Source organism: Streptomyces sp. A012304 (genome assembly GCF_026008495.1).
Classification (GTDB): domain Bacteria; phylum Actinomycetota; class Actinomycetes; order Streptomycetales; family Streptomycetaceae; genus Streptomyces.
The window spans coordinates 14,678-27,888 of the sequence record NZ_BQUN01000120.1; the positions used below are offsets into that span (position 1 = coordinate 14,678).

Here is a 13,211-nt window from a genome sequence, read left to right on the forward strand (position 1 = left end):
ATCACGAGGAAGGAACGCTCCATGCTTTCCCGCCTGTTTGCCCCCAAGGTCAAGGTCAGCGCGCACTGCGACCTGCCCTGCGGTGTGTACGACCCGGCCCAGGCCCGCATCGAGGCGGAGTCGGTGAAGGCCGTGCAGGAGAAGATGGCCGCCAACGACGACCCGCACTTCCAGGCGCGTGCCACCGTCATCAAGGAGCAGCGCGCCGAACTCGCCAAGCACCACGTCTCCGTGCTGTGGAGCGACTACTTCAAGCCCCCGCACTTCGAGAAGTACCCGCAGCTGCACCAGCTGGTCAACGACACCCTGAAGGCCCTGTCGGCCGCCAAGGCCTCGACGGACCCGCAGACCGGCGAGAAGGCCCTGCAGCTGATCGCCGAGATCGACAAGATCTTCTGGGAGACCAAGAAGGCCTGATCTTCTCCGCCTTCTGACCTGCGATCTTTTTTCGTAGCCAGTTCTCCCTGCCCGCACCCGGCCCGCAGACCGCCCAGCGCGGTGTCCTCGAGCGGCCGGGTGCGGTCTTGTTCCCGCTGAGCGTGCGGGTCAGCTCAGGACCAGCAGTACGGCCAGTGCGAGGAGCAGTGAGTCGATCCGGTCCAGCAGGCCGCCGGAGCCGGGGAGCCAGCGGCCGGCGTCCTTGGCCCGCGCCCCTCTTTTGATCATGGATTCGAGGAGGTCGCCGGCCGGGCCGCCGACCGCCACCGCGACCGCCGTCGGCCAGCTCAGCGCGGACAGCACGGCGAGGACGCCGAGACCGGCCGCGGCACCGGCCAGGGTTCCGCTCCACCGCTTGGCCGGGGACAGCGGCGACAGTCGCGGCCCGCCGAGCCGTCGACCGGCGAAGTACGCCACGATGTCGGCGATCGAGACCGCGGCGAACAGCGCCAGCCCGCTCGCCCCGAGCGGCACCAGCGCGGCCAGGACACCCAGCCAGGCCAGCCCGAGCAGACCGGCGCCGAGCCGGCGCCCGCCGTCGACGGCATCCCCCGTCAGAAGCGGTACCGCGGCCACCGCGAGCGCCCCGGCCGCGACCACCCGGAGCACCTGTCCGGGCGCCAGCCACGCCGCCAGCACCACCGCTGTCACCGCCGCGGCCAGCACGATCCGGTCGGGCCACCCCAGCCGCATCAGCCCGCCGTACTCCAGTACCGCGATCACCCCGACGACGACGGCGACAGCGGCGGCGCCCGGGCGGCCCCACCAGAACGCCGCGGTGACCAGGGGCACTCCGACCGCCCAGGCGCACCACCGGATCATCAGCTCACGTCGCCGGGACGCCACCACCGCGACCCCGCCGAGCGCCAGTGCCCCGCCGAGGTAGGGCGCCAGGGAGGCCACAGTGGTCATCGAGCGGGTCCGGCGACCGGAACGGCCACGGCGGACGGCGCGGGGGACGACTCAGAGACCGGCCGCAGGATGTCCAGGGCGGCCCGGCAGGCGGCCACGATGCGGGCGTTCTCGGCGGTGTCCCGGACCGCGACGCGCACGGTCCGCCCCTGGTAGCGCGGCGACAGCGGCGACAGGTCGCGCAGGTACACGTCGTGACGGCGGCACTCGCGCACCAGTTGCGCGGCGCTGGGCCCGCCCGGCGGCAGGGTCAGGGTGAGGAAGTTCGCCACGGACTCCTCCACCTCCACGGCCTCGTCCAGCCCGGCCAGGTCGGTGGCCAGCCGCCGGCGCAGCGCGTGGGTGCGCAGCCAGCGGTCGCCGTAGTACGCCGGGTCGCGCAGGGCCGCCACGGCGGCCAGCTGGGCCGGGAGGCTGATCTGCCAGGGCGGTGTCCGTCGGCGCAGCTCCGCCGCGGTGGCCGGCTCGGCCACCAGGTACGCGGCCCGCATGCCGGACAGCGCGTACATCTTGGACAGGGAGGTGCAGACGACCACCCTCGGATCCGTGGCGGCGAGGGCGGCGAGCGACTCGGCCGGGCCGACATAGCCCAGGTAGGCCTCGTCGATCCACCAGCGGGTGCGCTCCGGAGCGGTGGCGATCAGCGAGCGCAGCTCCTCGGCCGGCGCGTGGCGCCCGGTCGGGTTGTTCGGGTTGACCACCACCACGAGGTCGTAGCGGCCGGACCCGACGACGGCGGACAGCCGGTCCGGATCGATCCGCCAGCCGTCCTCGCGGCGCAGCGGGAACCGGTCCACCCGGCATCCGATGACCCGCTCCGTGACATGGGCGTACTCGCCGTAGCAGGGGTCGGTCAGCAGCACTCTGCTCTGCGGGGTCAGCCACCGGCCGAACGCCCTGAAAATCAGGTCGGAGGAACCGGCGCCGACCGCGAGCGTGTCCGCCGGCAGCGCCCTGGCCGCGGCGATCTCCGACAGCAGGCCCTCGGCACCGGCCGGCGGCGAGGTGCGGGCGGCCCAGGCCGGGTCCTCCGCGAGCGCCGCCCGCACCCCGGGGGCCGGCGGGAACCAGGCGTCCAGCACATCGGCCGTCACCACCTCGTGCCGGCGGCGCAGGGTACGGAAGTCGGTGCCGATGGCGGTGAACGAGGCGCCGCCGTGTTCGCAGCCGTCGGGGCGGGGAGCGAACGCCATGTCCAGCCTCCAGTCCACGGCGGACCGCAGCCGCTCCAGCGTGCTGCCGTGGCGTTCCATCGCCCGCCTCGTCAGTTCGCTCACGTCTCCGGTCAGCACCTCGAAGGTCACGGCGCCGCTGTGCACCGTACGGCCGACCGGACGCAGGCCGACGGCCCGGTACAGGTCGAGCAGCTCGGTACGGCCCATCGCCACGACCCGCCGACCGCCCCGGGCGGCGACCCAGCGCAGCGCGGCGTACATCAGCAGGGATGCCGCCGCGGTGGCCCGCCAGTGCGGTTCGACGGTGAGGACGCGCACCTCGAACACGTCGTCGTCGCTCAGCAGCGGCAGTTCGTCGCGGGTCAGGTACTTGTCCAGCGCGTACCGCCCCAGCCAGGGCGGGGTCAGGCTGACGAAGCCGATGCGGGCCGTTCCGCGCGCCGCGACCAGGTAGACGTTGTCTCCGTCCAGCCCGTCGCGCAGCCGCCCGGACGGGTCGGGCGCGTGCTGGCCCAGCTCCTGTGCGTACACCCGGTGGCGCAGTTCGTGGATCCACTGGAGATCCTCCGCGGTGGCGGTACGCAGCTGCAGCAGGTCAGGGCCCATGAGCACCTCTCTCGACGTGGGATGCCCCCTATCGTCGGTAACCCCGGACCGGCCGCGGCAGCGCCGAGCGACGCAGTGGCTCTGAGTACGCGTACTCAGGCGGGTGCTCTCGAGGACTCCTGCGGCGCGGCCGCCCCCGTCCGTCGCCGTCCTGTCGGCGGTGAACGCGGGTGCGGGCTTCAGCGTCCTGCCGCGTTGTGCCAGGAGGGGCCCTGCGCGTCGCCGTCCGGCAGGTCAGTGGAACTGCGGCACGATCAGACAGATCCCGTACGCCACCACCGCCGCGCAGGCGAGGAAGCACAGGCCCGCCTGGGCGAGGCCCGCGGCGGAGGTGGTGCCCGAGGTGTCCCGGGCGTCCTCGACCCGGGCGAGGCCCAGCACGCCGAGGGCGAAGACGACGACCACCGCGACGGTGACGCCGAGGCTCACCGCGGCGACCTGGCCGAGTGCGCTCCAGTCCAGTTGCATGGGAGGGGCTCCCGTCTCTCAGGCGGCCTCGCCGACGGGCGTCGGCGGCGCGGTGCGGAGGGTGACTTCATGGGTGTCGTTGACGTTGTGCGCGCTCACCGGGTTGCGGCGGGAGGCCAGGACGATGCCGCCCGCGAGCGCGGCACCGGCCAGCGCCACGACCGCCGTGCCGGTGTCCCCGCCGTGCGTGACCACGCTCGCCGCGAGGCCGCCGACCAGCGCCGCCGCGGGCAGGGTGATCAGCCAGGCGATCACCATGCGGCCCGCGACGCCCCAGCGCACCTCGGCGAGCCGTCGGCCCAGGCCCGCGCCGAGGATGCTGCCCGAGGCGACCTGTGTGGTGGACAGGGCGAAGCCGAGGTGGGCGGAGGTGAGGATGACGGTCGTGGCGGCCGTCTCGGCGGCGAAGCCCTGCGGCGACCGGATCTCCGTCAGGCCCTTGCCCATCGTGCGGATGATCCGCCAGCCGCCCAGGTAGGTGCCGAGGCCGATGGCGAGGCCCGCGGAGGCGATCACCCACAGCGGCGGACCGGCGTCATGGCCGAGCGCGCCCGCCGAGATCAGGGTGAGCGTGATGACGCCCATCGTCTTCTGCGCGTCGTTCGTGCCGTGCGCGAGGGAGACCAGCGAGGCGGAGGCGATCTGCCCGATCCGGAAGCCCTTCGTCACCGACGTCTCACGGGCCCGGGCGGTCAGCCGGTAGGCGAGGTACGTCGCGACGAGCGCCGCCAGGCCCGCCACCAGCGGCGAGGCCACGGCCGGGATCAGCACCTTCTCGACGACCTTGTCGAAGTGCACGCCGTGCTCGCCGGCCCCCACCCACACGGCGCCGATCAGCCCGCCGAACAGCGCGTGGGAGGAGCTCGACGGCAGTCCCACCAGCCAGGTCAGCAAATTCCACAGAATCGCTCCGACCAGCCCCGCGAAGATCATCCCTGGGGTGACCAGGGTGTCGTCCACGATGCCGCCGGAAATCGTCCTGGCGACCTCGGTGGACAGGAAGGCGCCGACGACGTTCAGAATTCCGCTGATCAGGACGGCTGTTCTCGGTTTGAGCGCTCCGGTGGCGATCGAGGTGGCCATCGCGTTGGCCGTGTCGTGGAACCCGTTGGTGAAGTCGAAGACCAACGCGGTGACGATGACCACCGCCACCAGGAACGTAATGTGATCCATTCCCCCATGCAAACAAGCCCAGGCCAATCCCGGGCCAACCACAGGCAAAGCTCGTGCCAGGAACACGCGCAAGAGTGAGGGAGAGCGCACCTGCCTGACGGCTAGCCGGCCGTCGGCCCGTCCTACGCTGTCCCCCATGAGTCTCCGCATCCGCTGGACGTACGCCTTCGTGGACCGGCCCGCCGAGGGTTTCGAGCGGGCCTGCGCCTTCTGGACCGCCGTCACCGACACCCGGCTGTCCGAACCGAGGGGTGACAAGGGCGAGTTCACCACTCTGCTGCCGCAGGGCGCGGACGCCTGTGTGAAGGCCCAGGCGGTCGCCGACGGACCGGGCGGCGCGCATCTCGACCTGTGCGTCGAGGATGTGCCCGCCTTCGTGGCGTCGGCGCTCGGCCTGGGCGCGCGGACCGCCGCCGCGCACGACGGCTGGACCGTCCTGCGCTCCCCCGCCGGCCAGTTGTTCTGCGTGGTCCCCTGGCACGGCGAGGCGGTTCGGCCGTCCGTCGTGGCCGGCAGCCGCCTGGACCAGGTCTGCGTGGACGTCCCGCCGTCCGGGTACGACGCCGAAGTCGCCTTCTGGAGCGCCCTGTTGCCGCAGTGGACGTCCCGGCCGGGAGCCCTGCCCGAGTTCCATGTGCTCGCGCCGCCGCCGGGCCTGCCGATGCGCGTCCTGCTCCAGCGGCTGGACGACGAACGTCCCGTCCGCGCCCACCTCGACCTGGCCTGCGGCCCGGACATCGACGCCGTGCGCGCCCACCACGAGCGGCTCGGCGCACGGGTCGAAGCCGTCCGCTCCCAGTGGACGGTGCTGCGCGACCCGGCGGGCGGCCTGTACTGCCTGACCGGCCGCGACCCGCGGACGGGCGGGCTGCCGACGCCGGACGCCTAGGCCCTGGCGTAGAGGCACTGGACGTAGTGGCCGCCCGCGGCATCGCCCGTCGGGCAGGCGGGGGCACGCCAGCGCCTCACCTCAGGAGGTGGGGGCGGCGGGGGTGTCGGCCTCCTCGGCCGAGCCGGGACGGTCCTGCTGTTCCGGCTCATGGGCGTGCTGCTCGGGGTGGCCGTGCTGTCCGGGGTGGCCGTGCTGCTCGGCGCCGGGCTCGACGTACGCCTCGCAGTCCGGGTTGTGACAGGGGCCCGCGACCCAGCGCGGAACCCAGGCGCCCAGCGTCTTGTGGCGTCGGACGACGGTGTCTACGGGCTGCCCGCAGGAGGGACAGACATGGTGTTCCCTGTCCATGTCACCAGGGTAGGCCCGTCAGCGCTTGCGTGCGTAGACACGGACCAGCACCCCGTTGGAGAAGGTGCGTACCGACTCCAGGGAGAAGTCGGACACGGAGAACCCGGTGCCGCCGAACATCGGCATACCGGAGCCGTACACCTGCGGATACGTCTTGATGACCAGCTCGTCGACCTCGTCGAGCAGCTCACCGGCGACCTGCGAGCCGCCGCAGAGCCAGATGCCGAGCTTGCCGTCCTCCGCCTTCAGCTCGCGGACGCGGGCGACGAGGTCGCCGTCGATCACCTCGACGTTCGGGTCGGGCGAGGTGCCGAGGCTGCGGGAGGCGACGATCTCGCGGAGATGACCGTAGGGGCTGGTGAGGCCGGCGTCGAGGCCGATCTGGTAGCTGCCCCGGCCCTGGATCACCGTGTCGAAGTTGGGGTTCTCCGCGTCCTTGACGCCCAGTTGCTCGCGCCCTGGGGCCGAGATGGTGTCGGGGTAGGTCGAGGTGAGGAAGGTGAGGAACTCCTCGTCCAGGTAGGCGAACATCGACGAGGCGTCTCCGTCGGGGTCTCCGATGAAGCCGTCGATGGAGCAGGCGACGAAGTAGGTGAGCTTGCGCAAGCGGGTCTCTTTCCCTGTGACCGGTCTCTGAACCACTCCAGTTGTAGTACTCCGGCTGGAGTGGTCGCAAGGGAATTCGAGATCCGTTCCGCGATCGGCGACAAGTGAGAGAAAGGGCTCCGGTACGCGCGGCGGGCCCCGCGCGTACGGAGGGACCGCGCGGGGCCCGGCACGGCCGGAACCCCCGGTGATCGCGCGGAGTCAGGGGCCGCGGGGTCCGGGGGTTCCGGGGTCTCGATGTGGTCGGGTGCCGGGACTCAGGTGGTGCGCCGCGTCACGAACTCCGCCAGGGACAGCAGCCCGCCCGCCGTCTCCGGGTCCGGCACCGCCCGGGCCAGCTCGGACATCGCCAGGGCCATCCGGTCGGCCGCCTGCTCCTGCGCCCACGCCCGGCCCCCGGCCCGCTCGACGGCCAGAGTGGTGCGCTCCAGGTCGCCGGGCGCGTACGGCAGCCCGTACAGCTCGGCCAGTTCCGCGGCGGCCGGGGTGCCGGAGACCAGCGCGGCGACCACCGGCAGGGACTTCTTGCGGGCGGCCAGGTCCGCGCCGGCCGGCTTGCCGGTGCGCCGCGGGTCGCCCCATATGCCGATGACGTCGTCGATGAGCTGGAAGGCGAGCCCGGCCTGCCGGCCGAACGCGTCCAGGGCGTCGACGTCCTGCGCGGGCACCCCCGCGTACAGCGCGCCGAGGGCGCAGGCGCAGCCGAGCAGCGCGCCCGTCTTCGCCTCGGCCATGGCGAGCACCTCGTCGAGCGTGACCTCGGCCGGGCCCCGTTTCTCCAGGGCCGTGTCGGCGTGCTGGCCGGCGCACAGCTCGACCACACAGGCCGCGAGCCGGGCGGCGGCCGCCGGGGACGCCGGGTGCGGGTCCTCCGCGAGCAGCCCGAGGGCCAGCGCCTGGAGGGCGTCACCGGCGAGGATGGCGTCGGCGTCACCGAACACCGTCCAGGCGGTGGGGCGGTGCCGGCGGGTGGTGTCGCGGTCCATCACGTCGTCGTGCAGCAGCGTGAAGTTGTGGACGAGCTCCACCGCGGCGGCGGCCCGGACGGCCGCCGTCCGGGCCGCGGGACCGCCGAGGGCGGCGGCCGAGGCGAGGACGAGCGCCGGGCGGATCGCCTTGCCCGCGTTGCCCGTGGCCGGTGTCCCGTCGGCGTGCTCCCAGCCGAAGTGGTAGCGCGCGATCCGGCGCATGGAGCCGGGCACCGCGTCGAGTGCCGTGCGCAGGGCGGGGTCGACCGACGCCCGGGTGTCCTCCAGGATCACCGCGGCCTCCTGCCCGTCGAGCGCTCCCGGTCCGCTGTCGGTCTGGTTCCCGATGGGCCCCCGCCTTTCCGTCGTCCCCTCCGGGTGCGGCCTGGTCTCCGTCGCGAAGTCGGTCATGGAGTCCCCCTCGCAGGGTCCGCGCCCGGCGGCGGCAGTGCCGCGACCGGGCGGGTTCCCCGGGGGTGTACCCGCCCGGGCGGGCGGGGACACGGCGTGCGCACGGGCGAGGTCACCGCCAGCGGCCGATCTCGACGTTCTCCAGGACGCCCAGCGCGTCCGGCACCAGCACGGCCGCCGAGTAGTAGGCCGTGACCAGGTACTTGATGATGGCCTGTTCGTTGATGCCCATGAACCGCACGGACAGGCTGGGCTCGATCTCGTCGGGGATGCCCGACTGGCGCAGGCCGATGACGCCCTGGTCCTGCTCGCCGAGACGCATCGCGATGATCGAGCTGGTGCGGGCCTCGGTGACCGGGATCTTGTTGCACGGGTAGATCGGCACGCCGCGCCAGGTGGGGATCCGGTTGCCGCCGACGTCGATGGTCTCCGGGACGAGTCCCCGCTTGTTCAGCTCGCGGCCGATCGCGGAGATCGCGCGCGGGTGCGCCAGCAGCATCTTGGTGCCGCGCCGCCGGCTGAGGAGTTCGTCCAGGTCGTCGGGGCCGGGCACGCCGTCGTGCGGCTGGATCCGCTGGTCGTACTCGCAGTTGTGGAGCAGCCCGAACTCCCGGTTGTTGACCAGCTCGTGCTCCTGGCGCTCCTTCAGCGCCTCCACCGTCAGCCGCAGCTGCTGCTCGGTCTGGTTCATGGGCTGGTTGTAGAGGTCGGCCACGCGCGAGTGGATGCGCAGCACGGTCTGGGCGATGCTCAGTTCGTATTCGCGAGGGCGGGCCTCGTAGTCGACGAACGTGTGCGGGATGTCCGGCTCGCCGGAGTGGCCGGAGGCCAGGTCGACCGCCTTCTCGCCGTACTTGTTGGTGCGCTGCTCGGGGACCGAGCGCAGCGACCGGAGGTGCTCGCGCAGGGAGTCGGCGCGCTCCGCCACCTGCTCGACGTCCTGCCGGGCCAGGATCAGCACCGTGCAGGCCGTGTCCGCGCGGGCGGTGTACTCCCAGATGGCGTCGGCGTCGAGCAGCGCCTGGTCACCGAAGTAGGCGCCGTCCGCGAGGACTCCGAGGACCTGGTCGTCGCCGTAGGGGCCGGTGCCGACCTTCTCGACCCTGCCGTGGGCCAGCAGGTAGACCTCGTCCGTCTGGCTGCCGAAGGAGGCGATGACCTCGCCCGGCCCGTACTCCCGCTGCCGGCAGCGCTGGGCCAGCTCCCCGAGCACCTCCTCGTCCTCGTACGAACGCAGCGCGGGCAGCTCGCCCAGCTCGGCGGGGATCACCTCGACGCGGTCACCGGTCTTGACGAACGTGACCCGGCCGTCGCCGACCGCGTACGTCAGCCGCCGGTTCACCCGGTACGTACCGCCCTGCACGTCCACCCAGGGCAGATTCCGCAGCAGCCAGCGGGAGCTGATCTCCTGCATCTGCGGCACGGACTTGGTGGTGGTGGCCAGGTTCCGCGCGGCCGCGGTGCCGAGGCTCTGCTGCGCCCTGCCCGACTCCGTGCGGACCTCTTCGCCTACCGACATAGAGAAACGCCCTCCCAGTCATACACGGGCGCCGTACTGCGCCGGTGCACTGTTCACGCGCCACCCTTCCATCGCGCGGCGTGCTCGTGCTATTACCCGAAAGAGCGGGAATGGATCATCGCGGGCTGGGCAGAGCGTTCTTTCGCACCGAACAGTGTTCGACAATGGCCTGGTGACCGACCCCGCCGCCCTGCGCCCGCGTCTGCCCTCCCCGCTCCAGGAGGTGGCCGACGAGCGGTTCGCGCGACGCGGCGTACGGTTGCTGCTCAAGCGGGACGACCTGGTCCATCCGGAGCTGATCGGCAACAAGTGGCGCAAGCTGGCGCCCAACCTGCGGGCGGCGGCCGGGCGGCCGGTCGTCACCTTCGGCGGGGCGTACTCCAACCACCTGCGGGCCACGGCGGCCGCCGGCCGGCTGCTGGGCCTGCCCACCGTCGGCGTGGTGCGCGGCGACGAACTGGCGGAGCGCCCGCTGAACCCCTCCCTCGCCCGGTGCGCGGCCGACGGCATGCGACTGCACTTCGTCGACCGGTCGACGTACCGCCGCAAGACCGAGCCCGGCACGCTCCGGGCCGTCCTGCGCGCGGCCGGCGCCGAGGACGCGTACCTCGTCCCCGAGGGCGGCAGCAACGCGGCGGCCGTCCTCGGCTGCCGGGCGCTCGGCGAGGAGCTGCGCGGCCACGCCGACGTGGTGGCGCTCGCCTGCGGCACCGGCGGCACCCTGGCCGGCCTGGCCGCCGGGCTCGCCCCCGGTCAGCGGGCACTGGGCGTACCGGTCCTCAAGGGCGGCTTCCTCGGCGAGGCCGTGCGGGCGCTCCAGACGGAGGCCTTCGGCGGGCCGGCCGGGAGCTGGTCGCTCGACGAGCGCTTCCACTGCGGCGGGTACGCCCGCACCACCCCGGAACTCGACTCCTTCGCGGCGGACTTCGAGCAGCGCCACGGACTGCCGGTGGAACGCCTCTACGTCGCCAAGATGCTCCACGGGCTCGTCACCCTGGCCGGCGAAGGCGCCTTCGCGCCGGGAACCAGGGTGGCGGCCGTGATCACGGGGGCTCCGTTCTGACGGCCGGACCGTCTCATTCCGCCTCCCGGTACGCGGCCGCCTCCTCCAGGTCCAGCCGGCGCAGCAGGGTGCGCAGCATCTCGTCGTCGATGTGGCGGCCGTCGCGGAGACGGACGAAGACCTCGCGTTCGGCGCTGATCATCTCGCGGGCCAGACGGCGGTAGGTGTCGTCGACGGTCTCGCCGGTGACCGGGTTGGTCTGGCCGAGGCGTTCCCAGACGGCGTTGCGGCGGCGTTCCAGGACCGTGCGCAGACGGTCGGCGAGGGGCGGCGGCAGGGCGTTGCGCTCGTCGTCGAGGAGGGCGTCGAGGCGCTCCTCGGCGACCCGGGAGGCCTGGGCCTGCGCGTTGGCCTCGGCGAGGGTGGCGGCCCGCGGGTCGGGATCGGGGAACTTCAGCAGCCGGATCAGCGGCGGCAGCGTCAGGCCCTGCACGACCAGGGTGCCGATGACGGTGGTGAAGGTCAGGAAGAGGATGAGGTTGCGGTGCGGGAAGGGCTCCGCGCCGTGGTCGACGGTGAGCGGGATGGAGAAGGCGATGGCGAGCGAGACGACGCCGCGCATGCCGGCCCACCCGATGACGACCGGTCCGCGCCAGGTCGGGTCGTCCTCACGCGCGCGGACGCGCCTGGACAGCAGGCGCGGCAGGAAGGTCGCCGGGTACACCCACAGGAAGCGGACCGCGACGACCACGGCGAAGAGGGCCAGCGCGTACCAGGCGGCGTCGACGCCCTCGTAGGCGCCGAGGCCTCTGAGGACGACCGGCAGTTGCAGGCCGATCAGGGCGAAGACCGCCGACTCCAGGACGAAGGCGACCATCTTCCACACCGCCTCCTCCTGGAGACGGGTGGCGAAGTCGACCTCCCACGCGCGGTGGCCGAGGTAGAGGGCGACGACGACCACGGCGATGACCCCGGAGGCGTGGAACTGCTCGGCGGCGGAGTAGGCGACGAACGGGATGAGCAGGGAGAGGGTGTTCTGGAGCAGCGGCTCCTTGAGGTGCGTGCGCAGCCAGTGCAGGGGGGCCATCAGGATCAGACCCACGGCGGTGCCGCCGACCGCCGCCACCAGGAACTCCTCGATGCCGCCGGCCCAGGAGGCGCCCTCGCCGACGACGACCGCGAGGGCGACCTTGTAGGCGGTGATCGCGGTGGCGTCGTTGAGCAGCGACTCGCCCTGGAGGATGGTGGTGATCTTCGACGGCAGGCCGACCCTGCGCGCCACCGCCGTCGCCGCGACCGCGTCCGGCGGCGCCACCACCGCGCCCAGCACCAGCGCCGCCGTCAGCGGCAGCCCGGGGACGAGCAGGTGGGCGGCCCAGCCGACGACGACCGTCGCGAACAGCACGTACCCGACCGACAGCAACGCCACGGGCCGCAGCTGGGCGCGCAGGTCCAGGTAGGAGCTGTCGGTGGCCGACGTGTACAGCAGCGGGGGCAGCAGCAGCGGCAGGACGACCTCGGGGTCGAGGGTGTAGTCGGGGACCCCGGGGAGGTACGACACGGCCAGGCCCGCGGCGACCAGCAGCAGCGGCGCCGGCACGGGGGTGCGCCGGGCGGCCCCGGCGATCGCCGCGCTGCCCGCCACCAGCAACAGCAGTGGCATCACGTCCATGTCCCGCCCACCCTCGTTTTTCCGCGCGGCCGTCCGCACGCGCGTCGTAATCTGGCAATCATGAAACAGTGCACGCACGCCGACGCGCTGCCGTACCCCGAGCCAGGTCCGCTCAGCGAGACCTGTCCGGAGTGCGCGCGGGACGGCACCCACCCGGTGCAACTGCGGCTGTGTCTGACGTGCGGCCACGTCGGCTGCTGCGACTCCTCGCCGGGTCGCCACGCCACCGAGCACCACAAGGACTCCGGCCACCCGGTCATGCGGACCTTCGAACCCGGCGAGAGCTGGCGGTGGTGCTTCGTCGACCACGTCCTCGTATGAGCCACCCGAGGACGGTGAGGCCGTCCAGCGGGTACGGTTCGAGCATCTGACGCCTGGGTACGTCAACCCGGCGCGCCGTCTCCCCTATTTGGTTCCACAGACCCCCTAGACACGGAGCGTGTTCACAGCTTTACTGTGAGTGACACCAGGGGGCTGGGGTCCCGGGGACAGGACGGATGCGAGCGCGATAGCGTCACCGCTGCACCACACACGCGTTACCCCGGGGGGCGACCCTCGGCCCCGAAAAGCTTGTACCACCTTGGAGGTGAGGGTGTCCCAGATCGCAGGCGAGCCCGCGGGCCAGGACTTCGTGGAAGTCCGGCTGCCGGCTGCGGGTGCCTACCTGTCGGTGCTGCGGACGGCCACGGCCGGCCTCGCGGCCCGTTTGGACTTCACCCTGGACGAGATCGAGGACCTGCGCATCGCGGTGGACGAGGCCTGCGCGATCCTGCTCCAGCAGGCCGTGCCCGGCTCGGTGCTCAGTTGTGTCTTCCGCCTGGTCGACGACTCGCTGGAGGTCACCGTCTCGGCGCCGACCACCGACGGCCACGCGCCCTCGCGGGACACCTTCGCCTGGACCGTGCTGTCGGCGCTGGCCGGCAAGGTCTCCTCCGCCGTGGACGAGGACAAAACCGTTTCGATCAGCCTCTACAAACAACGCGGCGCGGGACCCGGGCCGGCGTGAGGAACGGGGACGGG

14 protein-coding genes are annotated in these 13,211 nt (G+C 72.7%); 5 read left to right on the forward strand and 9 right to left on the reverse strand.

Features of this window, described 5'->3' with window-relative positions:
* The first annotated feature begins 21 nt into the window (after nt 1-21).
* Entirely contained in the window at nt 22-417 is a 396-nt protein-coding gene (gene sodN, locus ALMP_RS32120) for a superoxide dismutase, Ni (protein WP_264934820.1), read from the forward strand.
* 129 nt (nt 418-546) lie between these two features.
* Here the strand turns inward: sodN and ALMP_RS32125 are convergent, their stop codons facing one another.
* From ALMP_RS32125 to ALMP_RS32140, 4 genes are all read right to left on the reverse strand, one after another.
* Nucleotides 547-1,350, reverse strand: a complete 804-nt coding sequence (locus tag ALMP_RS32125; protein ID WP_264934822.1) for a phosphatidate cytidylyltransferase — start codon at nt 1,348-1,350, stop codon at nt 547-549.
* On the reverse strand, nt 1,347-3,131 hold the full coding sequence (locus tag ALMP_RS32130; protein WP_264934824.1) for a histidinol-phosphate aminotransferase family protein: 1,785 nt from the start codon (nt 3,129-3,131) through the stop codon (nt 1,347-1,349). Before ALMP_RS32130 ends, ALMP_RS32125 begins: the two co-directional genes overlap by 4 nt.
* 234 nt (nt 3,132-3,365) lie before the next feature.
* Complete coding sequence (locus ALMP_RS32135; protein ID WP_264934826.1) at nt 3,366-3,599, reverse strand: hypothetical protein; 234 nt, start codon at nt 3,597-3,599, stop codon at nt 3,366-3,368.
* 18 nt (nt 3,600-3,617) lie between these two features.
* Nucleotides 3,618-4,772 (reverse strand): inorganic phosphate transporter, encoded by a 1,155-nt coding sequence (locus ALMP_RS32140; protein WP_264934828.1) that lies wholly within the window; start codon nt 4,770-4,772, stop codon nt 3,618-3,620.
* Between the two features lie 136 nt (nt 4,773-4,908).
* Between ALMP_RS32140 and ALMP_RS32145 the strand changes: the two genes are divergently transcribed.
* Nucleotides 4,909-5,661 carry a VOC family protein gene (locus ALMP_RS32145; protein ID WP_264934830.1) on the forward strand — a complete coding sequence of 251 codons (753 nt, stop codon included), beginning with the start codon at nt 4,909-4,911 and terminating at the stop codon, nt 5,659-5,661.
* A gap of 81 nt (nt 5,662-5,742) precedes the next feature.
* Here ALMP_RS32145 and ALMP_RS32150 read toward each other — a convergent pair whose 3' ends face one another.
* The 4 genes from ALMP_RS32150 to ALMP_RS32165 form a co-directional block, all read right to left on the reverse strand.
* Nucleotides 5,743-6,012 (reverse strand): hypothetical protein, encoded by a 270-nt coding sequence (locus ALMP_RS32150; protein WP_264934832.1) that lies wholly within the window; start codon nt 6,010-6,012, stop codon nt 5,743-5,745.
* Between the two features lie 18 nt (nt 6,013-6,030).
* Nucleotides 6,031-6,618 (reverse strand): dihydrofolate reductase family protein, encoded by a 588-nt coding sequence (locus ALMP_RS32155; RefSeq protein WP_264934834.1) that lies wholly within the window; start codon nt 6,616-6,618, stop codon nt 6,031-6,033.
* Nucleotides 6,619-6,875: 257 nt separating this feature from the next.
* A complete protein-coding gene (locus tag ALMP_RS32160) occupies nt 6,876-7,997 on the reverse strand; it encodes a family 2 encapsulin nanocompartment cargo protein polyprenyl transferase (RefSeq protein ID WP_264934836.1) in 1,122 nt (373 codons plus the stop codon).
* 112 nt (nt 7,998-8,109) lie between these two features.
* Nucleotides 8,110-9,516, reverse strand: coding sequence for a family 2B encapsulin nanocompartment shell protein (locus ALMP_RS32165; protein WP_264934838.1), 1,407 nt, complete (start codon nt 9,514-9,516; stop codon nt 8,110-8,112).
* Between the two features lie 172 nt (nt 9,517-9,688).
* On the opposite strand from ALMP_RS32165, the gene ALMP_RS32170 reads away from it, so the two are divergent.
* Nucleotides 9,689-10,579 carry a 1-aminocyclopropane-1-carboxylate deaminase/D-cysteine desulfhydrase gene (locus ALMP_RS32170; RefSeq protein WP_264934840.1) on the forward strand — a complete coding sequence of 297 codons (891 nt, stop codon included), beginning with the start codon at nt 9,689-9,691 and terminating at the stop codon, nt 10,577-10,579.
* A gap of 13 nt (nt 10,580-10,592) precedes the next feature.
* Here the strand turns inward: ALMP_RS32170 and ALMP_RS32175 are convergent, their stop codons facing one another.
* Complete coding sequence (locus ALMP_RS32175; RefSeq protein WP_264934842.1) at nt 10,593-12,191, reverse strand: Na+/H+ antiporter; 1,599 nt, start codon at nt 12,189-12,191, stop codon at nt 10,593-10,595.
* Nucleotides 12,192-12,251: 60 nt separating this feature from the next.
* Here ALMP_RS32175 and ALMP_RS32180 point away from each other — a divergent pair, with 60 nt between their 5' ends.
* Both ALMP_RS32180 and ALMP_RS32185 read left to right on the forward strand, forming a co-directional pair.
* A complete protein-coding gene (locus tag ALMP_RS32180) occupies nt 12,252-12,512 on the forward strand; it encodes a UBP-type zinc finger domain-containing protein (RefSeq protein WP_264934843.1) in 261 nt (86 codons plus the stop codon).
* Between the two features lie 271 nt (nt 12,513-12,783).
* Entirely contained in the window at nt 12,784-13,197 is a 414-nt protein-coding gene (locus tag ALMP_RS32185) for an anti-sigma regulatory factor (RefSeq protein ID WP_264934845.1), read from the forward strand.
* The last annotated feature ends 14 nt before the right edge of the window (nt 13,198-13,211 follow it).

Bases quoted from the DNA above. Each gene is read 5' to 3' on its own strand.
- ALMP_RS32180 (WP_264934843.1), top strand. From the start codon at position 12,252: ATGAAACAGTGCACGCACGCCGACGCGCTGCCGTACCCCGAGCCAGGT.
- ALMP_RS32125 (WP_264934822.1), bottom strand. From the start codon at position 1,350: ATGACCACTGTGGCCTCCCTGGCGCCCTACCTCGGCGGGGCACTGGCG.
- ALMP_RS32160 (WP_264934836.1), bottom strand. From the start codon at position 7,997: ATGACCGACTTCGCGACGGAGACCAGGCCGCACCCGGAGGGGACGACG.
- ALMP_RS32175 (WP_264934842.1), bottom strand. From the start codon at position 12,191: ATGGACGTGATGCCACTGCTGTTGCTGGTGGCGGGCAGCGCGGCGATC.
- sodN (WP_264934820.1), top strand. From the start codon at position 22: ATGCTTTCCCGCCTGTTTGCCCCCAAGGTCAAGGTCAGCGCGCACTGC.
- ALMP_RS32150 (WP_264934832.1), bottom strand. From the start codon at position 6,012: ATGGACAGGGAACACCATGTCTGTCCCTCCTGCGGGCAGCCCGTAGAC.
- ALMP_RS32145 (WP_264934830.1), top strand. From the start codon at position 4,909: ATGAGTCTCCGCATCCGCTGGACGTACGCCTTCGTGGACCGGCCCGCC.
- ALMP_RS32140 (WP_264934828.1), bottom strand. From the start codon at position 4,772: ATGGATCACATTACGTTCCTGGTGGCGGTGGTCATCGTCACCGCGTTG.
- ALMP_RS32165 (WP_264934838.1), bottom strand. From the start codon at position 9,516: ATGTCGGTAGGCGAAGAGGTCCGCACGGAGTCGGGCAGGGCGCAGCAG.
- ALMP_RS32130 (WP_264934824.1), bottom strand. From the start codon at position 3,131: ATGGGCCCTGACCTGCTGCAGCTGCGTACCGCCACCGCGGAGGATCTC.
- ALMP_RS32135 (WP_264934826.1), bottom strand. From the start codon at position 3,599: ATGCAACTGGACTGGAGCGCACTCGGCCAGGTCGCCGCGGTGAGCCTC.